Origin of the sequence: Sulfuriroseicoccus oceanibius, from assembly GCF_010681825.2 — a bacterium.
GTDB lineage: Bacteria > Verrucomicrobiota > Verrucomicrobiia > Verrucomicrobiales > SLCJ01 > Sulfuriroseicoccus > Sulfuriroseicoccus oceanibius.
The window spans coordinates 69080-94826 of the sequence record NZ_CP066776.1 but is presented as its reverse complement, the minus strand read 5'-3'; the positions used below and the strand labels follow the sequence as shown (position 1 = coordinate 94826).

Genomic DNA, 25747 nt, shown 5'->3' with positions numbered 1-25747 from the left:
AGTTGGCAGTTTTCAGTGCCACGAAACGGGCGCCCGGTCATACGATCGGGCGCCTTTTTTCGTGTGATCGGTGGGCCAGGGGGATTTTCCGGGAGTGCGGCGAGAATCGCTGCTTTGTGTTCGCGCGTTATGTGGTCGGAGGGTTAGACCGCCCCGCTGGGGCTCGGTCTTGATATGCCTCGATTCCCACGGCGGTGCCGTGGGACGTGTTGGTCAGCACCTTCGGTGCGGAGGTTTCGGCGGTGGCGGGGATGTTTGTGAGCCGGTTGTTTGGCGGAATCGCTCGTCAACGACAGGAGTGTCGTTGGTCCATCGCTGCGCGTGGGACGGTTCATTCCTACGGCCGGCGGGCCGCTCGGGAGTGCGCTAAAGAATCGGCGGTAGCGGGGGCGACGATTCGATTAGGGTGGCGAGATCGATATCGATGATGAGATTCCTCTGCACATCACGCAGTATGCTGCTTGCTAGTGATGTCCTCACAATGCATGCGCAGCGCTGGAGGGACGGCATTCCTGCCGTCGGTGCGGTTCCGTCCCACTCTCCTAATCCCCGATCACCAATCCCTAGTTCCCCAACGCCCCGATTGCTTTGCGCATGCGGTCCAATGCGTCCTCGACCGTGCTGGTTGGGCAGCCGAAGTTCATGCGGATGAAGTGGCTGTCCCCGTAGTCGGAGCCCTTCGAGAACGCGATTCCGGCTTGATCGAGGAAGAAGCTGTGGAGCGACGTGCTTGGGTCGATCTTGAGTTCCGAGCAATCGATCCACGCGAGGTAGGTGGCCTCCAGGTGTGCCATGCGCAGGCCTGGGATGGCGTTGATTTCGCGCTCGAGCAGGTCGCGGTTGGCGCGCAGCGTGGTGAGCAGCTCCTGGCGCCATGGTTCGCCGTGTTTGTAGGCGGCTTCGGCGGCGACGTACGAGAGCGGGCTTGGGTGGGGGACATAACCACCCATTGCCTTGCGGAACGCGGTGCGCAACGAGGCGTCGGGGATCACGGCGTACGACAAGCCGAGCCCGGCGATGTTGTAGGTTTTGCTCGGCGCCATCAGGGTGATGGTGCGCAAGCCCTTGTGGCCTTCGAACTGAATGGCAGTCGTGTGTTTGATATCGTCGAGGATGAGGTCGCAGTGGATCTCATCGGAGCAGAGGATGATGTCGCGTTCGGCGCAGAAGGTGGCGACCGCTTCCACTTCTTCGTAGCTGAAGGCACGGCCGACCGGGTTGTGTGGGTTGCACAGGACGAGCAGCTTCGTCTTTGGCGTGACCTTGCGTTCAAGAGTCTCCAAATCGATGTGGTACGTGCCGGATACCTCGTCGCGTGCCAGTGGAGCTTCGATGCACTGCTTGCCGCCGTCGGCCGGGGCGGAGAAAAATGGCGCGTAGACCGGTGTCATGATCATCACCTCATCGTCCGGCTCGCCCACCGCGCGGCTCACTACTGACAAAGCCGGCACCAAGCCCGGCAGCCAAACCAAGGCGCGCGCCTGCACGCTTTGCCCGTGTTGTCGCTTGAGGTAATGGGTCACTGTGTCGGTCAGTGAATCCGGAGCCAAGCTGTAGCCGAAGACCCCATGGTCGATCCGCTCGTGCATTGCATCGAGCACTGGCTGCGGCGAGGTGAAGTCCATATCCGCCACCCACATTGGCAGGATGTCTTTGCCTGGTTTAGCGAAGAGCTTCCATTTGATCGAGTCGGAATCGCGGCGGTCGGGTGAGGTGAGCATGGGATATTGGGGATTGGGGATTGGGAGTGCTTCGCTGGGGGGAAGGAATGGTGGGCATTATTCGGGCAGCGTTTCGCGAGGGTGACATTTCAGCGTCCATTCAGGGACGAAGCGTCTAGTAGCGAAGTAGAAGATGAAGGGGACGGTGAATGCTGCGAGCCAGAATGGAATGTCAAAGATGGCGTCGGCTCGGGTGCCCATTTGGATCAGGCTGAGATGGATCAGAACGGCTACCAGCTTCAAGATGCCACGGCCTATGAATTCACCTTTCTCGATGGTAGCCGTGGTCCAGCGCTCGATAATCGTCCGCGATATGATGACGTATGCGGTGATCGCTACAATCGCGATGGGAATTGTGGCTAGCCCGTACCAGTCAAACCGGCCGGTCATGAGCTCGAGCCGCAATGCTGGGATAAGGACGATCGCTCCGACGCTGCCTTTGATGGATCGTTTGGTTGGCGACAGCCATAGCTTGCTGCCAAACCAGATTCCCATTGCAGCAGGGACGACAAACGTGAGTCCGAAGATGGTAGTGAAAGACATCAGGAGAACGGCGTCCCATCCGCCGCCTGATCCGACGGGGAGTTCGATCCACAGCAGAGCGTACAAGGTGTATAGCCACCAAATCGCTAATCCAATGGCGAGCAGTGCGGTGATTCTGGTAATGGTAGTATTCATTCTCTTCTCTGCGTCTTCGCGTCTCTGCGTGACGTCCACCTCCTACGACAACCGCCCGCGGTAATCTTCGTAGGTGAACTCGCGGATGACTTTCGATTCGCCAGTAGCAGAATCGTAGCTGCAGATGGCGGGGTGGCGGACGCCGTTGAACATGGTGGTTTTCACCATGGTGTAATGGGCCATGTCATCAAAGACCAAGCGATCGCCGGCGGCGAGTGGGGTGTCGAAACTGAAGTCGCCGATGACATCGCCGGCGAGGCAGGTCGGACAGCCGAGGCGGTAGGTGTGGTTGGTCGCACCGGCAGGGCCAGCCATGGCGCCGCTTGGGCCGAAGACATCCGGGCGGTAGGGCATTTCCAGCACGTCGGGCATGTGGCCGGTGGCCGAGACATCGAGGATGGCAATCTTGACTCCGCCATTGGTGACGATGTCGCGGACGGTGGCGGTGAGCACTCCGGTGTGGATGGCGAAGGCTTCGCCAGGTTCGATCCAGACGGTCAGGCTGTAGCGCTCGGCAATGTCCTGGATAAGTTTGACCAACAAGTCGCGGTCGTAGTCTGGCTTGGTGATCCAGTGGCCGCCGCCCATGTTGAGCCAGGTGATCTGAGGCGATGCGAGGAGGTCGCCGAACTTTTCCTCAACCGCAGCGAGTGTGGTCTCCAGGTCATCGGCGCCTTGTTCGCACAGCGTGTGGAAATGGAGTCCGCTGATGCCGTCGAGCGCGCCAGCTGGTGCGGCGTCGATCTGATCACGGGTGATGCCGAGGCGTGAGCCGGGCGAGCAGGGGTCGTAGAGTGGTGTGTCGCCGGTCGAGTGCTCCGGGTTGATGCGCAGACCGCAGTGGATTGCTCCGGACTGGTAGCGCGGGTGGGATTGGACCTGATCACGGAAGCGCAGCCATTGGTCGACCGAGTTGAAGTCGAGGTGGTCGGTGATCTCGAGCAGGTCGGCGATTTCGGCTTCATCGTAGCCGGGCGAGTAGGTCAGTACGTTGCCGCCGAACTCCTCGCGGGCCAGCCGGGCCTCCCAGATGCCGCTGGCGCAACAACCGTCGGTGAACTGACGCAGCTCGGGAAAGGTGGACCACATCGAGAAGGCTTTCAGCGCGAGCACCGCTTTGCAGCCGGAGCGCTGGCGGATGTCGTCGATAATGCGGGCATTGGCGCGCAGCTTTTCCAAATCGACCACAAAGGCCGGCGATGGAAGCTGGTCGAGGAAGGGAAAGGTGTCGGTGAGGGACATGGGCGGAGCAGTCAGGTAATTCGGCTTTTTGGACAGGATTCACATGATCCACAAGATTTGGACTGGCGGTAGCTCACTCGCGAATCGCTGGAAGGTCGGCATTCCTGCCGACTAAAGCAGCAGCATTGTCATTCAACGTGACTTCGCGAGCGGCATGCCCTCTGGCGATAGCGCAAAATCATGTCCATCATGTTAATCCTGTCTAAACAAAATACCACCCTCACGTCGCGCTGGTGACCTTCTGCAGGGCGAGTGACAGAACGAACAGCGCGAATGGGATGATGAGCAGCAGAGGTTGGTGGTTGGGCATCCACATGGCGTCGAGCAGCGGAATGCCTGCCAGTGCGCTGGAGACGAACTTGCCGGTGCCTTGGCGTTTGCCCTGTTCCATGGCAATGCAGATCCAGAGGATGCCGACCACGCCGCAGATCAAGGCGGTGGTGGAGTTCCAGAATGGAGCGTCGGGCACGAGGATCGGGATGGCGATGACTGGGATCAGGAACGGAATGGTGAAGACGACGGTTTTGAGCCAGTAATGCGTGCGCGGCGGGTCGTTGGAGGTTTCGTGGCGGGCGAACCAGGTGATGGCTCCGATGAAGATCATCATTCCAACACCAGCGGCGATGGAAACGTGGATCAGCTGGTTGATCTCGGCGCCGAGGTAGCGGTGGCCGCAGAGCGCCGCCATGGGGAAGAGCAAGGCGCGGCAGATCCCCATCGCCACAGCTCCCCACGCCGTGCGTTTGTGGATGGCTGTGTAAAGCAGGATCGCAGCGATGATCGCTACCGCCAGGATGAGTGAAAACTTGCCGAGCAGAAATGCGGTGGCGAGTGCGCCCAGGCCGAAGACGAGCGCCAGGTTGATCATGGTGCCGGCGGGGATGCGGCCGGACGGGACGGCACGTTCGGGTCGGTGTTGTTTGTCCCATTCGACATCCACGCCGTCGTTCATGAACGTGCCGCAGATGTAGAGCAAGGTGCCGGTGGCGAGGAGCAATGCGATGATGCCCCACGAGAAGTGCGGCAACAACTGCGCCAGGCTGCCGGTCTGTGCGGTGCAAAAGGCGATCCCGAACAAATAGCCGGTGATCACGTTCGACCACACGGTGGGAATGTTCGGCAGTCGGGACGAGTGGGCGAGGTCGCGGAGAAGGGACATGGGTTAATATTTGGACAGGATTTACATGATTCACAAGATTTGCCTAACGGCTCCTCATGCGATGGCCGATATTCGCGTTAGCGAAAAATCATGTGCATCATGTAAATCCTGTCTAAAGGAATCCTATGCTCCGGTGGCTCTTGGCAGGAAGTCGCGGGCGCACCAGAGGTGTTCGTTGACCAGCATTTCGATATCGCTGGCGGGGCGCACGCCTTCGGGCATGACATCGAAGGTGTAGGTCTCCATCTCGAAATGGCGGACGGCGCCCGGGTTGGCGCGCAGCCAGTCGGCGGTTTCGTGGACGGTTGCCAATGTGTTGCCGAGCGGGCGTTCTGGCTCGGCGTAGAGCGGAATGTGGTAATGGACGCGCCATTCGTCGGCGACGAGTGATTCGTCGGTCAGCGCGTGGGGTAGGTCGAGGCTGCGGATCAACGAGCCGTCCTCCTTGCGGGCGATGACCTGGTGGAGGTAGGTCGGTTCGACGAAGCGGCTGATGCTCTCGATGGCGCCCTCGTCGCCCGGGGCGAAGGCGATGGCATTGCTGAGGTGGATTTTGGCAATGCGGATGCCGGCGGCCTGGTAGGCGTCGAGCGATTCTCCGGCGTTTTCGTATTCGATCGCGGCGTGGCAGGTGTCGAACGTGATGCCGATGCGGCGCAGGAAGCGTGCGCGGTCGGCGGCGTCGAGTCCGCTGGTGAGTAGTTCGAAGAATCCAACGGCTTCGGTCGCGTTCTCGATGAGACCTAGCGGTTCCGGTTCCAGCCCAAGAACCAAATCGATGCCGCTGGCTTCACTCATGGCCTCGAGTTCTTTGGCACAATGCTGGAGGTTTTCGCGGATCCGCAGAATGTGGGACTCGGGATCGGTGAGCCCGCTGATGTGGGGCTTGAACGATGCGGGGACCGTGGAGACGGTGAGTTGAGGTGAGTCGTCAGGTGCCAGCTCGATGAGCAGTTTGAACAAATCCAACGTGTAGCTCACGCGTTCGTCCGCCGCCCAGTCGGGTTGGTAGACTTGTTCTTTGATCCGCGTTCCGTGGAACTGTCCGTAGGGGAAGCCGTTGACCGTGTAGAGCAACATGCGCTCGCGTTCGCACCAATCGCGGAAGGCGGCGCGTTTGTCGGCGTCTGCCATCAGCTCGCGTGTGGCATCGGCTCCGAGGCGCAATCCGATAGGGTAGGGATCTGGAAAGGCGGAGGCAGCGTCGGCCTGGGCCTGCACTCCATCGCGCACCGCTGTGACCTTGGTTTGCAGGTTGGCAAAGGTGTCCGCCCACGATTCTCCCGGGTGGATGTTGGTGCAGTAGCCAATGAGCGGACGTTCGGTGTGCATGAGGGTGATGGGCGAGATGGTATCAGATTAAGATGCAGCGTCGCGTAACATGCGGCCATCGGGATCGGGGTTTCCCTTGGCGACGCTACACGCTCGGCCGACCGTATTCTAACGAAAAACCCAGGGTGACGTCGCCTGAAGCTCCGTTCACCCTGGGCTGGTTTGCATTCCCCCTTCGGGGAATCAGTTCTGAAGCGCTGCGCTCCTAGCGATGGTCTGTCGGCAGGAATGCCGATCCTCCAGCGCTTCGCGACGACGAATCAAATCATGTTGATCATGTGAATCCTGTCCAAAAAACTACAGGATCGCGCCTGGCTCGTAGGCGGCGGCGTTCGGGTTGTCTGCGACCAGTTTGTCGACGGTGGCGACGAAGGTGTCGAGCTGAGCCTTGGCGGCGCCGATCTTGTCCTGGCCACCGGCGAGGATGGCGTCGAGTTGTTCGCGGCTGAGGCCGAGGCGGTCGTCGCCAGCCAATCGGTCGAGGAGGTCGTTGCTGGTGATCTTACCGACGCGCAGGTCGTTGACGGTTCCCACGGCGTGCTCTTTGATTGCCTTGTGAGCGGTCTCGCGGCCGACGCCATTCTTGACCGCTTCCATCATGATGGTGGTGGTCATGAGGAATGGCAGGTAGTAGGCGTTTTCGCGCTCGATCACGGCAGGGTACGCGTCCATCTGGTCGAGGATGGTGATGAAGGTTTCGAGCAAGCCATCGATGGCGAAGAATGCATCCGGAAGCATCACGCGGCGCACCACCGAGCAGGAGACGTCGCCTTCGTTCCACTGGTCGCCGGCGAGGGCGGCACCCATCGAGAGGTAGCCCTGGAGGATGGTGTGGAAGCCATTGACGCGCTCACAGGAACGCGAGTTCATCTTGTGCGGCATTGCACTCGAACCGGTCTGGCCTTTGGCAAACCCTTCGCTGGCGGTCTCGTGACCTGCCATCAATCGGAGTGTCTTGGCGAACGACGATGGACCCGATGCGAGTGCGAGCAGCACCGAAACGGTGGTGGTGTCGAGGCTGCGTGGGTAAACCTGGCCGACGTTGGTCCAGCGGCGCTTGATGCCGAGGTGCTCCATCACGCGCTGCTCGAGTTGGTCGACTTTTTCAGCGTCGTTGTCGAAGAGGGAAAGCTGGTCGAGCTGGGTGCCGACCGCGCCTTTGAGACCACGCACCGGGTAGGTTTCGATCAAGTGGTCGAGCTGCTCCAGAGCGACGAGCAAGTCTTCGCCGAACATTGCAATGCGCTTGCCGAATGTGGTCGGCTGGGCTGCCACGTTGTGCGTGCGTGCGGTGATGAACAAATCACGCCATGTCACCGAGTGCTTCTTCATGCGGGCCAGCGCGGCGACGACTTTGGTGTGGATCACACCGAGTGAGCGGAAGACCTGAAGCTGCTCCACGTTCTCGGTCAGGTCGCGCGAGGTCATGCCTTTGTGGATCTGCTCATGGCCGGCGAGATCGCAGAACTCTTCGATGCGGGCCTTCACGTCGTGGCGGGTGATGCGCTCGCGGTCCATGATGGACTGGGCATCGACCTGGTCTTTGACGCTTTCGTAGGCGGCGATGGCTTCCTCCGGGATGTCGAGACCCAGGTCGCGCTGGCCCTTCATCACGGCGATCCAGAACTCGCGCTCCAGAACGATCCGCCCCTCGGCGGACCAGATGGCCTTCATGGGTTCGGTGGCATAGCGTTCGGCGAGGACGTTCGGGATCATGGTCAAATCAATGGGTCTGAGTGAAATGCTCCGCTCGTGGGCGGGGATGCGGGTTCTTTCCGCACAGACCAGCAAGTTGGCGGAGAATTGCCGCCCTCGCAACGGTGAACCGCAGATGGCGGGTGGAAATGGGAAAATGCGGAATTTGAAATGGGAAATCGGCGGGGGAGCGGGGTGCGGAGCCGTTGGTGGTTTGGTTTTAGGAGCCGCAGATGGGCGCAGATTATCGCGGATTTTGAATTGGGGTGCCTGCGGCAGCAAAGGAACGCCGGTCTCCAGTCCGGCCATTAATCCCATCCGGCGCAGCCGCTAACTCATTAATCATCTGTGCCCATCTGCGCTCATCTGTGGCTCCGCCTTCAGTATCACTCCAGCTCCCGGATCACGCGGCAGGGATTGCCTGCGGCGAGGGAGTTGGCGGGGATGTCTTTGATGACCACGCTGCCGGCGCCGATGGTGGTGTTGTCCCCGATGGTCACGCCGGGGACAATGGTTGCGTTGGCGCCGATCCAGCAGTTGTTGCCGATAGTCACGGGTGCTGACATCGTGCGGTATTTGTTGGTTCGGGCCGGGTCGTCGATGATGCGCTCCTTGGCGGAGACCGGGTGGGTGGCGGTGGCGATGTCTACGCCCGACGCGATCAGCGTGTTGTTGCCGATGGTGATCTTGTGGTTGTCGACAAACGTGCAGTTGAGTCCGATGTAGACGTGATCTCCGATCGAGATGTTCTTGCCGTAGTCGCAGTAGAAGGGAACGTCGATGTAGGCGGAGTCGCCAAGGTGCCCGAGAAGTTCGGTGAGAATGGCGCGCCGACCGTCGGCGTCATCCGCCGGATGCTGGTTGTATTGGTTTGTCAGCGCCCGCGCTTTGGTGATGACCGCGATCAACTCAGGCGTCGAGCTGTCGAAGTCACCGCCATCAAGGTTGGGTGTCACGTCGGGGGAATCAGAACTCATAGCTCTCTTTACGCTTTGGTTCCTCGGGGAGGTCTACGGAATTCGAAGAGGGGCCACCCTCATAGGTCTTATCAGTCCTATAGGGCCTATTCGGATGACTCCGCTATTCGTTCTATTCAGGATTATACAACCCGCCATATCCGGGCACGTAGAGAGAGAACCCCAGCACTCCGGCCATGAGTTCGAAGTGCTTGTCGATGCTGAAGATCCGGTATCCGAACTCCGCCGCGATCGTGGCAATGATCACATCGTTGTGTGGAGCTTTGACTCCGGCATCGCGCAATTTCCACGCAGACTCAGCTGCTTTGCGCCAAATCTTGTGGTCGGACGGGCGGTAAGGCAGCACGTTGAAGTAGGCGCGGAGTTCATCGCGTTCGTTCTTGCGTGCACCGCTGAGCACCTCGTATTCGACCGGACCGCAAAGCAAGGCCTTGTACTCGTCGAGTAGGTATTTGACCGCCATCTTGACTTCAATGCGGCCGTCTTTGCGCAGCGCTTCGATCCAGCAACAGGAATCGACGAGGACGAGTGAAGTGTCGGCATTCATCCGGCGGTGCGCTTAGCGGTCCAGGGCTGAGAGTTCCTCGGAGGTTTCCGGGTAATCGAAGTGGCTCTCCATGATTTTGGAGCCGAATTCCGCGGCCAACTTGCGTTTCACGAATTCCTCCACGGCCTTGGCTACGGCTGGGCTTTTTTTGCTTTCTCCGGTGATGGCCTGGCAGTGCTCCAAGGTGGTTTCATCGATCTCGATGGTGATCCTCATGTGGTGATTGTGAGGGGTTTTGCATCAAATTTCAATTTTATTTGATGATTTGTTTGCGGGCTGAGTCATCGGACTCACCGGATCTATAAGTCGCATGGGACGTATTGGGTTCCCGCTAGGTCGCAGGTGCGAGCTTCGCTTTCAGCTCGTCGGTGCAGGTGATTGGAGGTTCGCAGGTTTTGCCGCGGCAGAGGAACGCGGTGGCGGTGCCGTTGGTCGAGTGCATCGCGGCGTAGCGCTCCGAGCGGGTGGTGAAAAACCGGCGGGCCGAAGAACCCTCGGCGTCGGGGATTTGAATGGTGGTGGTTCCCGGGAGGAACTGGTCGCGGACGGCGGCGGCCATGGCATCGGCGCCATCGGCGGCGGCGAGGACTACGGTTTGCAACCCATCGATCTGATGGGCGAGAGCCACGGCCATCAGCGGTGCGGCGGATGGGGCCTGGGTCAGGTTCTTGGTGAACGAGGCGATCGTTTCCTCCGCGATGTCGCCCCATTCTTCGTGGTCGAGCATGGCGGCGAGGCGCTGCAGATTAAGCGCCGATAGCGAGCCTGCGGACGGCTCCGCGTTGTCGGTGTCGTTCTTCATGCGCAGGATCAGCTTCTCGTCTGTGGCCTCCGTGTTGAAGAATCCACCGTGCTTCGCGTCGTGGAAGAGCGCGATTTGCGTCTGTTGCAGATCGATCGCCCATTCGAGCCATTGGGTGTCGAAGTCGGCCTGGTAGAGTTCGATCAGGCCGTGGATGAGGAACGCGTAGTCATCGGCAAAGCCTCGGGTCGAGCTTGGCTGGCCATTGCGCCACGAGCGGATGAGCGTTTTCCCAGACGGATCGTAAAGGTTCGCCTTGATGAACGCGGCGGCTTTATGAGCTGCGGCGAGGTAGCGGTTGTCCCCCAGCGGGTGGGCGGCGCCTGCCAATGCGGCGATCATCAAGCCATTCCAAGACGTGAGGACCTTGTCGTCCAAGTGAGGGCGCGGGCGTTCGTTGCGGGCTTTGGTGATGATCTCCAACGCTTCGGAGAGCAACTGGCGGTCCGCGTCGGTCTGTGGTGGATTGGCGAGGAATGGGACATTCAACCCGCGCAGCTCATTGTGCGGGTCGCTGGCCGGGTTCACGTTGCCGCCGCGCTCGATCCCGAGAGCGGCGTTGAAGACGCGGGCTTGTTCCAGGGTCAACAGTTCATCGATCTCGATATGGCTCCACGTGTAGAAGGCGCCTTCGCCTTTCTCGCTCGGGTTCTCGGGCAGCGGGCTTTCCGCGTCTTCGGCGGAGAAGAACCCACCGTCCTCGTGGGTCATGTCACGCAGCACGTAGTCGAGTGTGGCGCGCGCGTGGTCGGCGTAGCGTGGGTTGCCGGTGAGTTGGAAGGTGGCGACCATCGGTGGCACGACGAGCGCCTGGTCGTAGAGCATTTTCTCGAAGTGCGGGACGTGCCAAATTTCATCCACGGTGTAGCGGTGGATGCCGCCGCCGAGGTGGTCGGTGATGCCGCCGGTGGCGATGGCGTCGAGCGTACCGGTGACCATGCTCATGGCGCGGGCGCCTTTGCCGGAGTCTACGCCCGAGCGCACGGCTTCGTTGAGCAGGAATTCGAGCGCGACCGGACGCGGGAATTTCTGATAGCTGCCGAATCCGCCGTGTTGCTGGTCGTATTGCGTGGCGAATGTGTCGAACGAGGCATCCACCTGGGCGGCGGTGAGTGGGGATTTGTCATCGCTCGGGGCGAGCAGAATCTGTTGGATCTGGCGCATCGTGTCCTCGGCTGACGTGCGCACCTTTTCCGCGTCCTTTTCCCACATCTCGGCGATGCTGCTGAGGATGCGCGGGAAGCCGGGGCGGCCTTGTGAATCCTGCGGCGGGAAGTAGGTGCCGCCGACAAATGGGGTGCCCTCCGGGGTGAGGAAAACGCTCATAGGCCAGCCGCCGCGGCCGGTAGTCGCTTGAACGTAGGTCATGTAGATGCTGTCGACGTCCGGGCGTTCTTCGCGGTCCACTTTGATGTTCACAAAGTGTTGGTTCATGAGTTTCGCCGTCTGGGCGTTGGCGAACGACTCGCGAGCCATCACGTGGCACCAATGGCAAGTGGAGTAGCCGATGGAGAGGAAGATGGGCTTGTTCTCCCGCTTGGCTTTTTCCAATGCCTCATCGCCCCAGGGAAGCCAATCGACCGGGTTGGTCGCGTGCTGTTGGAGGTAGGGCGAGGTTTCTGTGGCGAGGCGGTTGGTGTGTGGGGCGTCGGACATGGGTGGGGAGGAAGAGTTGAACGCATCATCCACGATGGGAGCGAGAGAATCAATGATTGGGGGGAGAAGGGGGGATTGGTGACGTCGCGGGGCTTGCCCCCACTCTGTCAGGGTGGGGGAGAATGCGGCTGCGCCGGACGCGTTGGATTGCCAAGGCGATGCTTGGCGTTCCAGAACGGGTGTTGTGACGGCCGCCTGGAATCGATGCGAGATCCCAAGGTTTTCGCCCATAACAAAAGACGCCCCGATGACCGGAAATGCGGACATCGGGGCGTTGTGTGATTTTTCCAATCGATCGCGGGACTATCGCTTCAGGCGCAGCATCGTCACGCCAAGTGGTGGGATATCGATCACCAGCGACTGGGCTTGATGTTGCCAGCCGATCTGCTCGGTGTGGCGGTCGCCCTGGTTGGTCACATTGCTGCCGGCGTAGATGTCGGCGTCTGTGTTGATGATTTCGTGGTAGGTGCCGGCGGTCGGTGCGCCGATGCGGTAGCCGTGGCGGGCGACCGGTGTGGCATTCACCGCGACCAGCACGACATCGCCGTCGCGCGAGCGGCGGAAAAACGTAAAGGTCGAGGAAGCAGCGTCATCGTGGTCGAGCCAGCTGAACCCACCGGGCTCGTGGTCGAGGTCGTTGAGTGCCGGGATGTCGCGGTAGACGGCGTTGAGGTCGGAGACCAGTCGCTCCATGCCGCTGTGTTCCGCTCCGATGCGCAAATGCCAGTCGATGCTGCGGTGGTAGTTCCACTCGTCCCACTGGGCGATTTCGTCTCCCATGAAGATGAGCTTCTTGCCCGGATGCGCCCACATCCAGCCGTAGAGCATGCGCAGGTTGGCAAACTTCTGCCAGCGGTCGCCCGGCATTTTGTTGATCAGCGAGCCCTTGCCATGCACCACTTCGTCGTGGCTGAGTACGAGCATGAAGTTTTCGTCGTAGGCGTAAACCATCGAAAACGTGGCCTCGCCGTGGTGGTATTGGCGGTGAACGGGTTCGCGCTCCATGTAGGTGAGCGTGTCGTTCATCCAGCCCATGTTCCATTTGAAGCCGAAGCCAAGGCCACCCGCTGATGTCGGGCGCGAGACGCCGCCCCATGCGGTGGATTCCTCGGCAATGACCATCGCTCCCGGGCAGCTGCCGTAGACGGCTTCGTTGAGCTGGCGCATGAACTGAATGGCGCCGAGGTTTTCGCGTCCGCCGTGTTTGTTCGGCACCCATTCGTGCGCTTCACGCGAGTAGTCGAGGTAGAGCATCGAGGCCACGGCGTCCACGCGCAGGCCGTCGATATGGTATTCGCGCATCCACAGCAGCGCCGATGCGATGAGGAAGTTGCGCACCTCGTTGCGGTCGAAGTTGAAAATGTACGTCCCCCAGTCCTTGTGCTCGCCCTGGCGTGGGTCGGCATGCTCGAACAACGCGGTGCCATCGAAGCGGCCGAGACCGTGGTCGTCTTTCGGGAAGTGTGCCGGCACCCAGTCGAGGATCACACCGATCCCGCGCTGGTGCGCCTGGTCGACGAGATAACGGAAGTCGTCCGGATCACCGTAGCGCGAGGTAGGCGAGAAATATCCGGTCACCTGGTACCCCCACGAGCCGTCGAACGGGAACTCGGTGATCGGCATCAGCTCGATGTGGGTGAAATTTAGCTTCTCCACGTGGTCGAGCAGTTGGTCTGCCAGTTCACGATAGGTGAGCCAGCGGTTGCCGTCCTCGGTCACGCGAGCCCACGAGCCGAGGTGGACTTCGTAAACCGACATCGCAGAATGGTACGGATCCGCTGAAGCGCGGCGCTCCATCCATTCCTGGTCGTTCCACGTGTAGTGGTCGAGGCTATGGACGAGTGCGGCGGTCTTTTGCCCCCATTGCGTGCGCAGGGCGAACGGATCGGTCTTCAACGTGAGTTCGCCGTGGTCACCGACGACTTCAAACTTGTAGTGGTCGCCCTCTGTGACGCCCGGGATGAACAATTCCCACACACCGGCTTCGATGCGCTTACGCATGATGTGGGTGCGGCCGTCCCAGCGGTTGAAATCGCCGACGACGCTCACTCGGCGTGCATTCGGGGCCCACACGGCGAAGGCAGTGCCCTCGATGCCGTCGATCGTGCGTGGGTGGGCGCCGAGCGTTTTGTAGGCGTCGTAGTGCGTGCCTTCTCCCCAGAAGTAGCAATCCTGTTCACCGATAATGAGGTCAAACGAGTAGGGGTCGGCGGTGGTCCATTTGGACGTGCCGAAATCGATCTCGAAGGAGTAGCGTGGTTTTGTCTCGCCTTCCCACTCGAAGCTGTGGGCGAACACACCACCTTCGTGGATCCGCTCCATCGGGGCGCGAAGCTTTTCGCTGCCGTCCTCATCCAGAACGATCAGATCAATGGCTGCTGCGTCCGGGCGGCAGGCACGTACGACGAAGCCGGTGTCGGATTCGTTGCGATGGATGCCGAGGTAGCCAAATGGGTCGCTGTGGTTGCCTTGTAACAGGGCAACGGCTTGTGTATGAGGGGCTGGTGCGTTTTGGGAGTTGGTAGGCTGCATGGTTTCGAAATCGTGAGCGCTCGCTAGGTGCGGGGATCATCGGGTGAGTCGCCCGCGCTGGCAAGTGCCATCCGCGTCATCGTTTGGATTTGGTAGGAGGGCGGTCAACGGGGGCTCCGTGGTTATCCCCGACTCCGACGACAGGAATGTCGTCCCTCCAGCGCTTCGCAGACGTGACCGACGGGTGCTGGTGGGGCGGCATTCCTGTCGACAATCGACCCGTGCGGAGCGCAGCGCCCTCATCCACTTCTTTGCGTCTCCGCGTCTCTGCGTGAGTATTTTCAAATTCCTGAGGCCACCGCAAACCTTTGAGGATTACAACATTGGCGTGGCATTGCACTTGCCGCGAACTACCGAAATATGGTGAGATTTTCGCCATGGGACTCATGGACTTTATCAAAGGAGAGTTGCTCGAAATCATCGAGTGGCAGGACGACAGCCGGGACACCATCGCATGGCGCTTTCCGGATGATGACAAAGCGATCAAGAACGGCGCACAGCTGATTGTTCGCGAAAGCCAGACCGCTCAGTTTGTCTACCTAGGGCAGTTTGGTGACACCTTCGGGCCGGGCAAGCATTCGCTCGAAACGGATAACATTCCGGTGCTGACCCGCCTCAAGGGCTGGAAGTATGGGTTCCAGAGTCCCTTCAAGGCCGACGTCTATTACGTCAACACGCGGCTCTTTACCGGCAACAAATGGGGGACGTCCAACCCAATCATGCTGCGTGATCCGGACTTTGGTATTGTCCGTGCCCGTGCGTTCGGAACGTACGACTTCCGCGTGGTCAATGTGCAAACCTTCCTCAAGGAGGTGGCCGGAAGCGACCACGATTTCCGTGTCGATGAGTTTGGTGATGCGATGCGTTCGCGCATTGTCAGTGTGTTCTCCGATGCGCTGGCGTCGGCAAATGTGCCGATGCTCGATGTGGCGACCCGTTACACCGATCTTGGTGATGCGTTGTTGCCGTTGATCAACCCGGTGCTGAGCACCAAATACGGTATCGAGATCGCGTCGTTCATTGTTGAGAACGTATCGGTTCCGCCGGAAGTCGAAGAAGCGATCGACAAGCGCTCCGCGATGTCGGCTATTGGCGACCTCAATTCCTACATCAAGTACCAGATGGGCCAGGGCATGGCGTCTGGCGAGGGTGGCGGTGCCGGTGGTGCTGGAGCTGCCACTGAGTTGGCGGTTGGGTTCTCGATTGCCCAGGAGTTGATGAAGCAATCCGGCGTGGCTGGAGGCGGCATGACCAACCCGCTCGGGGCTGGTGCGGTGGCTGCCGGTGCGGCAGCAGCGACTCCCGCAGCACCAGTCGGCGGAGGTTTGCCTCAGCTGATGAACCCAGCGGAAGTTTCGCAGGTTCTCGGGGTGTCGGAAGACGATGTGATGGCTGAGATTCAGGCCGGCAATTTGTCGGCTAAGAAGATCGGATCGAGCTATCGGATTTCCCGCAGCGCCTTGGATGCCTTCCTGGCTGAATAGCCCGGAGTGGAACCCCGACCCCATACCAAGGAACCATTCCGTTGTGGCAGGTGAAAACCCAGAGGTAAGCGACGTGCCGAATGATGACGACTCGGTGACCGACGAGTCGCCCGTCGCCGTCGAGCCGCATGCCGTGCCCCCACCGCTTCCCGGTAAGCGTGGGGTGGCGGTGGTCTCGCTCGACCGCCATGCCTGCCCGAAATGCGGTGGCAAGGCGGAGTGGAGCGCTTCCAAGCAGATGCTGACCTGCCCGTATTGCGGGACGAACTTTCCGCGTGAGGAGGCGGGGGACGATGCGTTGCCCGCTCTCAATGAGATCGAGGAACGCGACTTGCTCGCCGAGCTCGGGCGGTTGGATGGATCGTCCGATGAATGGGTCAAAACCACGCGCCGCGTGCAGTGCAAGAGTTGCCACGCCGTGTTGGTGCGGTCATCGGAAATGGTGGCGCAGCATTGTGATTTCTGCGGCGCTCCCGAGTTGCTCGACTACGAGGATATTGACGCGCCGATCAAACCGTGGGCAGTGCTGCCGGCGAAGGTGAGCCAGGAACAGGCGTACCACACGATCAAAGGGTTTCTCGCGTCACGCTGGTTTGCGCCGAGCGACCTCAAGCGGCGCAATTTCATGGATCGTTTCCACCGCGTCTACCTGCCGTATTGGACATTCGATGCGGCGGCGGACTGCCCGTGGACGGCCGATTCCGGCACGTACTACTGGGAGACCGAGTATTACACTGATGCCAACGGAAAGCGCCAGTCGCGCCAAGTGCGCAAGACCCGCTGGCGTCCGGCATCGGGGCGAATATCCACTGCCTTTGATGACGTCACCGTGCGTGGGTCGCGCGGCACGGACCCGAAGCTGCTCGACCAAGTGGAACCATTTCCTACCGATGAGCTGGTCGGGTATGAAACCCGCTACGTCTCGGGGTGGCAGGTGGAGCATTACCAAGTGCCGCTGAAAGATGCGGCGGTGCAAGGGCGCCAGCAGATGCACGCTATGTTGGAACGCATGTGCGGCCGTGACGTCCCGGGCGACACCTATCGCAATTTGCGGATCCAACCGAGCTACAGCGACCAAACATTTAAGCATATTCTCCTGCCGGTGTGGCTGGCGTCGTACCGATTCCGCGGCAAGAACCGTCAGGCCATCGTGAATGCCTACACCGGCACCGGTGCCGCCGATTACCCGCTCAGTCCGTGGAAAATCACCTTTGTCGTGTTGGCGATCCTTGCCGTGATCGTCTTGTTCATGGTGTTGTCTCAGTAGAGTTTGCTAGTGTTCATCTGGCTGTTTTCAGCCGCAGAGCGTCTGCGGACGGGGATGGATGAGACGAGGGCCGGCGTCTTTATCCTTATCGTTATCTAAATCCTGATCGGATCGCTGCGATGTGCCTCGAGTTGGTGGTCGCCGCGCATCGCGGAGCGATGGTTTACCGGTTAGCCTGCGGATTCATCCGCAGGATGGGGATGCGGATGGTCGCGCGCCGAAGGTGCGGTTTATCGGAGTGTGTACCTGAGTAAACCGTCCCTGCGGGACGAGCCCATTTTTCGGTGTGGGACCGGAGGTTGAAACCTCCGGCTAGCCGGTAAGACGTCGCTGCGCGACGGGGCGGATCGAGGCGCAGTGGAGTTTGCTGGTTTTTAGCTGGCAGTGTTCAGCGGCAGCGTGTCTGTGAGCGTGGGTGGAATGATGGGGCTATGCCTGGTGTCCTTATCCAAATCCTGATCGGAGCGCAGCGAGATCCGTCGTAAGGTTAAGGTCATCTGTGCTTATCTGAGCCCATCTGTGGCCGCTGGTTCTACGGCGGAGAGTTGATCTTCCTGTGACCATCGGTTGATTGGTCGTATGGACAGTGCGGCGTTGCCGTAACGGTCGAGCTCGGTGATCTCGCGGCCGATCCACGCGGGTTTGTCGAAGGGGGTGTCGGCCGATGGGATTTCGATTTCCGCGATGATGAGTCCGGTGTTGTCACCGTAGAACTCGTCGACTTCCCAGATGTAGCCCTCGTAGGGGACGCGGTAGCGGCGTTTTTCGATCAGATCCCCGACGTGGAGTTCGTCGAGCATGGCTTCGGCTTCGCGCAGTGGGATTTCAAACTCATACTCGGGGCGGCTGCAGCCGGTACGTGTGCCTTTGACGGTGAGTCGGGCTTTGTTATCGACGATGCGAACGCGCACCTGCGATCCCAGGCCGTCGCGGGCGATGTAGCCTTGGAGCACCGCTTGCGAGGGATAGGTGCGCCACTGGTCGGCGAGCTCCTGATCCACCAAAAAGCGTCGTTCGATTTCGATTCCCATGTGGGGGGAATTAGCAATCTTACACCGATCGGGCAAGCATGGACGGAAGTTTGGACTGAGAAAGTTGAAGTTGCAGCCAGCGGCTGCGCCGGATTTCGCCGGTATGCCAAACTGGAGCTCAGCGTTCCAGCGGCTCGCCGCAGCGGTGAGATCACTGCTTTTCTCGCTGCTGGATCTGCTCAATCGCCCACTCCGCGTGTTCGTTGATCAGCGGGTCGTTGAAGCGCTCGATGGCGGCTTTGAGGGCGGGGATGTCATCCGAGGTGCCGACGTTGCCGACGGCGACGCAGACGTTGCGCAGAAACTTCGGGTGTTTGGTCCGCTTGATCGGGGATTTGCTGAAGATGGTGCGGAACTGCTCGTCATCCAGGGCAAGCATGTCGCGCAGGCTGAGGTCGAAGATCTCCTTGCGGGCGTGGAAGAAGGCATCGCGCGACATCTTGGCGAACTTGTTCCACGGGCAGACTTCGAGGCAGCGGTCGCAGCCGTAGATGCGGTCGCCCATCATTGGTCGCAGCTCTTCGGGGATGGAGCCTTTGTGCTCGATGGTGAGGTACGAGATACAACGCAGCGCGTCCATTTTGTTGGGCGCTGTGATGGCGTTGGTCGGGCAGTTGTCCATGCAGCGGGTGCAACTGCCGCAGTAGTTGGGGGAGCGCTCGTCGGCCGGGAGGTCGAGCGTGGTGATGAGCTCGGCGAGGAAGAACCACGTGCCGAGTTTGCGGTGGATTTGGACGGTGGATTTGCCATTCCACCCCATGCCGGCTTCGCTGGCGAAGTCGCGTTCGAGGACGGGGCCGGTGTCTGTGTAGTAGCGTTGGATGCCACCGAGGGCCTCAAGCTTTTCGTTGAAGATCTTGAGCTTTTTGACGATGAGGTCGTGGTAGTCGTTGTTCCACGAATAGCGGGCGATGCGGCCGCGGGGCTGGCCGTCGTCACGGATCGGCTCGGGATCCCCCGGGTAGTAATTGAGAGCCAGCACGATGACCGCTTTGGCACCGGGTTGGACGATGCGTGGGTCGGTGCGCCGCTCCACATTGCGTGACAGCCATTCCATATCGCCGTAGGTCTTGGCTTCCACCCACTCGCGGAAGCGGTCGGCGTGCGGTGCCTCGATGGCCGGTGCGATACGGCAGTCGTCAAACCCCAACTCTTCAGCAATCGCTTTCACCTGGGCGGCAAGAGCGGGGCCGTCCGGGGTGTCGTGGTTCGGAGGATCTGCTGGAGGTGAGGGCATGGTAGGTCGAGGAATGGGGCAGGAGGCGCACAGTGCGGCCATTGTGGCGAGTCATCAAGGCGGATTCGGATCCATGGGGCGCGGCGTTTACCGGGAGGTGGCGGTTTGATCGAGAAAGGGGGCAATGGACGCGTCGGATGGGATGTAGAGGTCGTTGATCGAGAGTTGGCTGAGGCAGGTCTTGCCGGATGCGGCGAGCAGTTCTTCCAAGTCGTGGACGGTGTTATCGACGTAGTTTTGGATGCGCGGTGCCTTGGCGGCTGGGACGATGCCGTGTTGGAGGTTGGGGGCGTGGGTTGTGATGCCGGTTGGGCAGGTGTTGCTGCTGCACTGCAATGCCTGGATGCAGCCGAGGGCGAGCAGGAAGCCGCGAGCAGTGAAGATGGCGTCGGCTCCGAGGGTGAAGGCGATGAACTGGCGGCTGGGTACGACGAGCTTGCCGCTGGCGATGAGGCGGGTGCGGTCGCGCAGGCGTTCTTCGGTGAGAATGCGGTGCACTTGATGGAGGGCGGGGTAGAGGGGCACGCCGACGCGGTCCATGAATGCGCGGGGAGCCGCACCGGTGCCGCCTTCTGATCCGTCGATGGTGATCCAGTCTGGCACGGTGTTTTGCTGTTTCATTTCGAGCACGAGTTGGCGGAACTCGACGATGCTGCCGATGCAGAGTTTGATGCCGACGGGGATGTCGACGAGGCTTTGGATGTACCCGATAAATGCGACGGTGCTGGGGATGTCCGTGCATTCGGCGTGGTGGCGTGGGGAGATGGCATCGCGGTCGCGGGGAATGCCGCGCAGTTCGGCGATTTCTGCGGTGATCTTTTCTTTCGGGAGGAGTCCGCCTTTGCCGGGCTTGGCGCCCTGGGAGAACTTGATCTCAATCATTTTGACCTGCGGCTCGGCGGCGATGGCTTTGAGTTTCGCTGGATCGAGCGTGCCGTCGTCACGGCGGGCACCGTATTTGGCGGTGCCGAGCTGGAAGATGAGGTCGGCTTCTTCCATCAGGTGGTATTTGGGAAAACCGCCTTCGCCTGTGTTCATCGGGATGCCTGCCATGTGGGCGCCGCGGGCCAATGCTCGCACTGCATTGCAGCCAAGGGCACCGTAACTCATCGCGCTGATCATGATCGGTTTGCGGATGGTGTACGGATGCGCCACGCCTCGCGCCTCGCCGAAGGTCACGCTGAAGGGAGTGAGGCCGTCGAGCGACGAGGGGAACATGGAGTGGCGGATCTTGATCTCCGAGTTGTCGAAATTGAGCAACGATCCGAACGATGCGGTGGAGTCGAGGTTCTTTGCTTTGCTGTACACCTGAGCCCTTTCGTTGCGGTTGAATGGACGCTCTTCGGTGTCGTTGGCGATGAGATATTGCCGTAGCTCGGGGCCGAGGCTCTCGATGAGGTAGCGCGATTGGCCGAGGATCCCGAAGTTGCGCAGGATGGTGTGGTCTTGTTGGACGCGCCGGTAATAGAAGTTGAGCGCGTTGAGCAAGAGCAGGACAACTGTCAGGATGTGGAAATAGCCTGAAACTGTGATGCCCAGCAAGATGGCCACGCCAAGCATAACGACCAGGCCGATGTTGGTGGCGACGGCGAGTCGGTGGAGGTTGACGTGAAGTGTTTTGCTCATGCGGGCTGGTGCATAAGCAATGCGTCTGAAACCTCAGGGCGGATTCGGGAATTGTGGGAGCGGCGGGCGAAGGAGGCTGGAAATAGGTCTTATCCGACCTATGGGGAGGGTAAGCTTCGCGGAGTATTATGCGCCAGCTAACATCAGCACTTTGTAGAAGGTGGTGCTCCAAATGACCGTTGTGATCATACCGGCGAAACAAAGGCCAGCGGCGATGGGCTTTTTATGCGGGGGCTGCTGGCGGAGGAATATGATCGCAGCGGCCAGCCAAAGCACTGGCGGAAGGAGCCAAGACGTAAGGAGTAAAACCTCGGAGTGGAGCAGTTGTAAAATGCCCAAGCTCGCGCCGGGTGTGAGCCCACTGAGTAAAGCTAGAGCTGAAGCGACGCTCGTTCTTTTGTTTGTCGGTTGCCAGGCTGCAATGACGACTGCAGCTCCCAGGAGTAAGCAGACTATGGTCAGGGCAAAGAGGGCTATGAGAAGAGGATTCATTGACTCACTACTCCCCCTTGCCTCCGCCCTGCGAGACTTCGCAGATTGGGTTGCACTCGGCTTGTTGCTTCGAGAAGAAGTAGCAAGCGGTATCGATGATGCCTTCGGCGGTTTCGTCGAAGGTGAGTTTGTGGGTTTTGATCTGGATGTCGGCGACCTCTTTGTAGAGCGGTTTGCGCACTTTGAGCAGGGCCTTGATGGTACCCATTGGGTCTTCGGTTTGGACCAGCGGGCGGTTGGAATTGCTCATCACTCGGTCGAAGATGACCTGCTTTTTGGTGTGGAGCCAGACGACGTAGCCGAGGGTCGGTAGGATTTCCCGGTTGGGCTGGCGGCCGACGACACCGCCGCCGGTGGAAATGATCAGTTTGGACTGCGATGCGAGCGACTGAAGGAAGTCGGTCTCCATTTGGCGGAAAGCCTCTTCGCCCTGGGTCTTGAAGATTTCGGTGATCTTCATCCCCTGTTGCTTCTCAATTTCGTGGTCGCAATCCACAAACTGAAAGCCGAGCTTTTTGGAGAGAATGCGGCCAATGGTTGTCTTTCCGGTCGCCATGAACCCGACAAGCACAATGTTGAGCGGGCGTGGCGACGCAACAGTGTCACCGGATCCGTCAGGGGCGGAGGCAGTGGAGTCGTCAGTCGAGGGGGGCACGGTCGGCATTGCAATGCATGGTAATCGCGAATAATGGTGAGGCTCAACCGATTTACCCGCCAATCTTGCTTGCGGACGATCGATCACCCGAATCATACCATGCACACCGAAACCATTTATGCGGACTCGACCGGCGATTTGCGCGCGGTGGGAGAAAAGGCAGCGGACGTCCTCAGATCCGGCCAGCCGGTGGCACTTCCGGCGGAAACGGTGTACGGCTTGGCTGCCGACGCCCTCAACCCTGAAGCGGTGGCGCGTGTGTTCGAAGCCAAGGGGCGGCCGGCGCATGACCCGCTGATCGTGCATATTGCCAACCGTGACCAGCTGCGTCAGGTGGCGGACGTGCCGGAAGAGATCGAAGACGTGCTCAAGCAGTTACGGCAGGAATTCTGGCCTGGTGCATTGACCATCGTGCTTCCCAAGACCGATGCGGTGCCCGACTCGGTGACGTCCGGGTTGCCAACCGTGGCGGTGCGGATGCCGGCTGACCCCGTTTTTCGTGCGGTGCTCAAGGCATTTGGTGGCCCGCTTGCGGCTCCGAGCGCCAACCGCTTCGGCCGGATCAGCCCGACCTCAGCGGCTGCGGTGGAAGAGGAACTCGGTGGACGTATTCCATTGATCATCGACGGAGGCGCCAGCAAGGAGGGCGTGGAGTCGACCATTATCAAGATCGAGCACGTGCCAAACGCGACCAAGCCGAACTTCCACATTTTGCGTCCCGGACCGGTCACGATTGAAATGCTCAAGCCGATTGGTCGCTGCAAGTTGCCGGGCAAGAACCGCAGCGCCGAGCAAATCAAGGTCGAGGCGCCGGGGCAGCTCGATGCCCACTACGCACCACGTACGCCATTGCGCCTGATCGAAGATCCGGCGGACTTCACACCAGAGGAGGGTAAGCGTTATGCGTTGCTCACTCTCGACGGTGGCAAAAAGTCGAAGATGATGGACGCGGCGGACTGGGAGGTGATTGAAATCCTCAGCCCAGGTGCGGGCAAGTTGCCTGAGGCTGCGGTACGCTTCTACCATTTGTTGCGCAAGCTCGACGGCATGGACGTGGACGAGATCATCGCGGAAGCTGTGCCGACGCATGGTCTGGGGATTGCGTTGATGGACCGCATGCGCCGCGCAGCGGTTGGATCCGGATCCGCTGAGGGGTAGGTTGGTGTCCGATTGGGATTTCACGCGAAGGGCCGACGACGATGGCGACCTTTACGCTGCTCGGTCTGGTGTCGGTGGGCTTTCTCTAGTTTCAGTTATCCGACTGAGATAAGCCGTCCCTGCGGGACGAGGTGATTTGATGGGCTGGAACCGGAGGTTGAAACCTCCGGCTAGCCGGTAAGCGATCGCTTCGCGATGAGGCGATGAGGCGATGAGGCGATGAGGCGATGAGGCGATGAGGCGATGAGGCGATGAGGCGATGAGGCGATGAGGCGATGAGGCGATCAGAGGCCGCTGGTGGTGGTTTACGATGAGGCGTCCCATCAGGACGCTGTGCTGGCTGGATGCGGTATCCCGGGACTGTGTCCCGGGCTGGTATGAAATGCACCTTTGGTGCAGGGATGCCGCGTCTGGACGGGTAGGTGCTGCGTGGATGGGAAGGTGGCGAGTGGTCGGAATGGTGGTGAGTGGTCGGAAGGGGGCTTGGCTCAATCTTAGACCTCGCTGAAGGCGAGTTTCATAACAGCCTGGGGTCAGCGAGCCTCCGGCGAGCGCCACCCCAGGTGAAACCGGTCACCCACCCTCGGCCGAGCGCACCGCTCCGCCAGAGCGCAGCGTCCTCCCGATGGCCGCCGCCGATACGGTAAGACACCTTGATCCAATGAGAGCTCTGCGTTTGCTGGATTGGCTGACGATCTCCCGCCAGGCTTGAAACACGGCGCTTGACTCTGGGGGCGTGCTGGCTTTTAGAGGTGCTCATGAGTGAAGCCGCCGCGAAGCCCGCCGCCGCCAAGTCCGGGTTGAGATCGACCTGGGTGGTGAGTGCCGCGATTATGTTCAGCCGTGTCCTTGGTTTGGCGCGCGAGATGTTGCTTTTCGCGTTGTTTGAGACGCGGTGGCTGAGTTGCTTTTACCTGGCGTTCAAGATCCCGAATCTGTTGCGGGATTTGTTTGCGGAGGGGGCTCTGTCGCAGGCCTTTGTCACCGTCTTCTCAAAGAAGATGAAGGATGGCGGCGACAAACCGGCTTGGGTTTTGGCGCACAAGATGCTGACGCTGACGTCCCTTTTCATGGGGATGGTCTCGCTGGTGGGAATCCTGGCGGCGCCGTGGATCGTGGATCTGTTCATCGGTGATGGGGGCGCTGAGGTCTTCGACCAGGAAATGCGCGACCTCACAGTGCTGATGGTGCGCATCATGTACCCGTTCATCGCCATTGTGTCGCTGGCGGCTCTGGTGATGGGGATTTTGAATGCGCGTGGTGTGTTCGGTATCCCGGCGTTGGCATCGAGCTTCTTCAACCTGGGGTCGATGGCGACGGGTTTTGGGATCGGCTATCTGATGGACCCTGGCTTTGGCAAGACCGCGCTGGTCGGGTTCTCGATCGGTACCGTGATTGGTGGTCTGGCGCAGCTTGGTGTGCAGGTGCCATCGTTGTGGAAGCAGGGGTTCCGGATGAAGCCCGACTTTGCGTGGCGCAAGGACGAGGGCGTGCGCAAGATTCTGAGTTTGCTCGGGCCGGCGGTGATTGCGAGCAGTGCGGTGCAGGTGAATGTGATGATCAACGCGGGCTTCGCGGCGCGTTCGTCCGAGGGGGCGGTGGCGTTGTTGCAGGGCGCGTTCCGGTTGATGCAGTTGCCGCTTGGGTTGTTTGGGGTGGCGGTGGCGATGGTGACATTGCCTGCGTTGTCGAGGGCTGCTGGGGATGCGAACCATGCGTCCGGTGAGTTCCGCGGGATTTTGTCAGGCGGTGTGCGGTTCGTCACGATGTTGACTTTGCCATGCGCGGTGGGGTTGGCGTTGCTGGCCGAGCCGGTGATCAGCTTGCTCTATGAGCGAGGAAAGTTCGACCACGAGCAGGTCGGGCAAATGGCGAGTGCGCTGCGGTTCTACGCGATTGGCTTGATCTTCTACTCGGCGATCAAAGTGATCCAGCCGGCGTTTTATGCGATCGAGAAGCGGTTCATCCCGATGATCATCAGCTTCATCTCCATCGCGATTAACTTTGTTTCGAACTACTTGTTTGTAATCGTTTTCAACCTGCCGTTCCAGTATCTCGCGTTGTCGACGGGGATCGTGGCGGCGCTCAACTGCGTGCAGCTTTATGTGATTATGGCGCGGCAGGCAGGTGGGCTGGAGACGCTCAAGCTATTGGGCAGTTTTGCCAAGCTGGCGGTTGCCGCGGGCGTGATGTCGGTCATCGGCTGGCTGGGGATGACTTACTTGATGGACGGGTTCAGTGGGTTCCCGGTTTGGAAAAAGCTGATCACCTTGATGCCGACGATCGCTCTGGCGGCGCTTGGCTACTTTGGCGTGTGTTTCGCACTGAGGGTTGGTGAGCTTGCAGAATTGAGAGCAATGATCGCACGCAAACTAGCGCGATAGCTCGGAAGGGCATAGCTTGTCCTACCGGAATCCAACAAATTCGATACCGTGAAGTTCCCCGAATCCAACGGG

Annotated in this window: 19 protein-coding genes; 4 read left to right on the top strand and 15 right to left on the bottom strand. The window is 60.3% G+C overall.

Annotation, left to right across the window (positions count from 1 at the left end):
* Nucleotides 1–563 precede the first annotated feature (563 nt).
* From G3M56_RS00380 to glgB, 11 genes are all read right to left on the bottom strand, one after another.
* A complete protein-coding gene (locus tag G3M56_RS00380) occupies nt 564–1721 on the bottom strand; it encodes a MalY/PatB family protein (protein WP_164364834.1) in 1158 nt (385 codons plus the stop codon).
* Nucleotides 1722–1778: 57 nt separating this feature from the next.
* Nucleotides 1779–2399: a hypothetical protein gene (locus G3M56_RS00375; protein WP_164364836.1), complete on the bottom strand. Its 621-nt coding sequence runs from the start codon at nt 2397–2399 to the stop codon at nt 1779–1781.
* Nucleotides 2400–2441: 42 nt separating this feature from the next.
* A complete protein-coding gene (gene nspC / locus G3M56_RS00370; protein ID WP_164364838.1) occupies nt 2442–3641 on the bottom strand; it encodes a carboxynorspermidine decarboxylase in 1200 nt (399 codons plus the stop codon).
* A 220-nt stretch (nt 3642–3861) separates the two neighbouring features.
* The gene (locus tag G3M56_RS00365; RefSeq protein ID WP_164364840.1) at nt 3862–4800 is read right to left on the bottom strand and encodes a UbiA family prenyltransferase; all 939 of its coding nucleotides are present in this window, start codon (nt 4798–4800) and stop codon (nt 3862–3864) included.
* Nucleotides 4801–4923: 123 nt separating this feature from the next.
* The gene (eboE, locus tag G3M56_RS00360; protein ID WP_164364842.1) at nt 4924–6132 is read right to left on the bottom strand and encodes a metabolite traffic protein EboE; all 1209 of its coding nucleotides are present in this window, start codon (nt 6130–6132) and stop codon (nt 4924–4926) included.
* Between the two features lie 297 nt (nt 6133–6429).
* Complete coding sequence (purB, locus tag G3M56_RS00355; RefSeq protein ID WP_235203496.1) at nt 6430–7848, bottom strand: adenylosuccinate lyase; 1419 nt, start codon at nt 7846–7848, stop codon at nt 6430–6432.
* A 365-nt stretch (nt 7849–8213) separates the two neighbouring features.
* Entirely contained in the window at nt 8214–8804 is a 591-nt protein-coding gene (locus tag G3M56_RS00350; protein WP_164364846.1) for a sugar O-acetyltransferase, read from the bottom strand.
* 112 nt (nt 8805–8916) lie between these two features.
* Complete coding sequence (locus G3M56_RS00345) at nt 8917–9351, bottom strand: PIN domain-containing protein (protein ID WP_164364848.1); 435 nt, start codon at nt 9349–9351, stop codon at nt 8917–8919.
* A gap of 12 nt (nt 9352–9363) precedes the next feature.
* The gene (locus tag G3M56_RS00340) at nt 9364–9567 is read right to left on the bottom strand and encodes a type II toxin-antitoxin system VapB family antitoxin (protein ID WP_164364850.1); all 204 of its coding nucleotides are present in this window, start codon (nt 9565–9567) and stop codon (nt 9364–9366) included.
* A 115-nt stretch (nt 9568–9682) separates the two neighbouring features.
* Nucleotides 9683–11809, bottom strand: a complete 2127-nt coding sequence (locus tag G3M56_RS00335) for a thioredoxin domain-containing protein (protein ID WP_164364852.1) — start codon at nt 11807–11809, stop codon at nt 9683–9685.
* 303 nt (nt 11810–12112) lie between these two features.
* A complete protein-coding gene (gene glgB, locus G3M56_RS00330; protein WP_164364854.1) occupies nt 12113–14341 on the bottom strand; it encodes a 1,4-alpha-glucan branching protein GlgB in 2229 nt (742 codons plus the stop codon).
* A 377-nt stretch (nt 14342–14718) separates the two neighbouring features.
* Here glgB and G3M56_RS00325 point away from each other — a divergent pair, with 377 nt between their 5' ends.
* Both G3M56_RS00325 and G3M56_RS00320 read left to right on the top strand, forming a co-directional pair.
* Entirely contained in the window at nt 14719–15825 is a 1107-nt protein-coding gene (locus tag G3M56_RS00325; protein WP_164364856.1) for an SPFH and helix-turn-helix domain-containing protein, read from the top strand.
* 43 nt (nt 15826–15868) lie between these two features.
* A complete protein-coding gene (locus G3M56_RS00320; RefSeq protein ID WP_164364859.1) occupies nt 15869–17092 on the top strand; it encodes a zinc ribbon domain-containing protein in 1224 nt (407 codons plus the stop codon).
* A 503-nt stretch (nt 17093–17595) separates the two neighbouring features.
* Here the strand turns inward: G3M56_RS00320 and G3M56_RS00315 are convergent.
* From G3M56_RS00315 to G3M56_RS00300, 4 genes are all read right to left on the bottom strand, one after another.
* On the bottom strand, nt 17596–18123 hold the full coding sequence (locus G3M56_RS00315) for a CYTH domain-containing protein (RefSeq protein WP_164364861.1): 528 nt from the start codon (nt 18121–18123) through the stop codon (nt 17596–17598).
* 151 nt (nt 18124–18274) lie between these two features.
* Nucleotides 18275–19360 (bottom strand): tRNA epoxyqueuosine(34) reductase QueG, encoded by a 1086-nt coding sequence (queG, locus tag G3M56_RS00310; RefSeq protein ID WP_164364864.1) that lies wholly within the window; start codon nt 19358–19360, stop codon nt 18275–18277.
* An 87-nt stretch (nt 19361–19447) separates the two neighbouring features.
* Nucleotides 19448–20986, bottom strand: coding sequence for an FMN-binding glutamate synthase family protein (locus G3M56_RS00305; protein ID WP_164364867.1), 1539 nt, complete (start codon nt 20984–20986; stop codon nt 19448–19450).
* Nucleotides 20987–21485: 499 nt separating this feature from the next.
* Nucleotides 21486–22133: a shikimate kinase gene (locus tag G3M56_RS00300; RefSeq protein ID WP_235203495.1), complete on the bottom strand. Its 648-nt coding sequence runs from the start codon at nt 22131–22133 to the stop codon at nt 21486–21488.
* 99 nt (nt 22134–22232) lie between these two features.
* On the opposite strand from G3M56_RS00300, the gene G3M56_RS00295 reads away from it, so the two are divergent.
* Together G3M56_RS00295 and murJ are read left to right on the top strand one after the other, a co-directional pair.
* Nucleotides 22233–23291 carry an L-threonylcarbamoyladenylate synthase gene (locus G3M56_RS00295; protein WP_164364872.1) on the top strand — a complete coding sequence of 353 codons (1059 nt, stop codon included), beginning with the start codon at nt 22233–22235 and terminating at the stop codon, nt 23289–23291.
* 758 nt (nt 23292–24049) lie between these two features.
* Nucleotides 24050–25675, top strand: a complete 1626-nt coding sequence (gene murJ / locus G3M56_RS00290; protein WP_164364875.1) for a murein biosynthesis integral membrane protein MurJ — start codon at nt 24050–24052, stop codon at nt 25673–25675.
* Nucleotides 25676–25747 lie beyond the last annotated feature (72 nt).

Excerpts from the sequence above, each read along its gene's own strand:
- G3M56_RS00340 (WP_164364850.1), bottom strand. The coding sequence starts at position 9,567 with ATGAGGATCACCATCGAGATCGATGAAACCACCTTGGAGCACTGCCAG.
- G3M56_RS00380 (WP_164364834.1), bottom strand. The coding sequence starts at position 1,721 with ATGCTCACCTCACCCGACCGCCGCGATTCCGACTCGATCAAATGGAAG.
- G3M56_RS00315 (WP_164364861.1), bottom strand. The coding sequence starts at position 18,123 with ATGGGAATCGAAATCGAACGACGCTTTTTGGTGGATCAGGAGCTCGCC.
- G3M56_RS00325 (WP_164364856.1), top strand. The coding sequence starts at position 14,719 with ATGGGACTCATGGACTTTATCAAAGGAGAGTTGCTCGAAATCATCGAG.
- G3M56_RS00345 (WP_164364848.1), bottom strand. The coding sequence starts at position 9,351 with ATGAATGCCGACACTTCACTCGTCCTCGTCGATTCCTGTTGCTGGATC.
- glgB (WP_164364854.1), bottom strand. The coding sequence starts at position 14,341 with ATGCAGCCTACCAACTCCCAAAACGCACCAGCCCCTCATACACAAGCC.
- queG (WP_164364864.1), bottom strand. The coding sequence starts at position 19,360 with ATGCCCTCACCTCCAGCAGATCCTCCGAACCACGACACCCCGGACGGC.
- murJ (WP_164364875.1), top strand. The coding sequence starts at position 24,050 with ATGAGTGAAGCCGCCGCGAAGCCCGCCGCCGCCAAGTCCGGGTTGAGA.
- G3M56_RS00335 (WP_164364852.1), bottom strand. The coding sequence starts at position 11,809 with ATGTCCGACGCCCCACACACCAACCGCCTCGCCACAGAAACCTCGCCC.
- nspC (WP_164364838.1), bottom strand. The coding sequence starts at position 3,641 with ATGTCCCTCACCGACACCTTTCCCTTCCTCGACCAGCTTCCATCGCCG.
- G3M56_RS00365 (WP_164364840.1), bottom strand. The coding sequence starts at position 4,800 with ATGTCCCTTCTCCGCGACCTCGCCCACTCGTCCCGACTGCCGAACATT.
- purB (WP_235203496.1), bottom strand. The coding sequence starts at position 7,848 with ATGATCCCGAACGTCCTCGCCGAACGCTATGCCACCGAACCCATGAAG.
- G3M56_RS00350 (WP_164364846.1), bottom strand. The coding sequence starts at position 8,804 with ATGAGTTCTGATTCCCCCGACGTGACACCCAACCTTGATGGCGGTGAC.
- G3M56_RS00375 (WP_164364836.1), bottom strand. The coding sequence starts at position 2,399 with ATGAATACTACCATTACCAGAATCACCGCACTGCTCGCCATTGGATTA.
- G3M56_RS00295 (WP_164364872.1), top strand. The coding sequence starts at position 22,233 with ATGCACACCGAAACCATTTATGCGGACTCGACCGGCGATTTGCGCGCG.
- eboE (WP_164364842.1), bottom strand. The coding sequence starts at position 6,132 with ATGCACACCGAACGTCCGCTCATTGGCTACTGCACCAACATCCACCCG.
- G3M56_RS00305 (WP_164364867.1), bottom strand. The coding sequence starts at position 20,986 with ATGAGCAAAACACTTCACGTCAACCTCCACCGACTCGCCGTCGCCACC.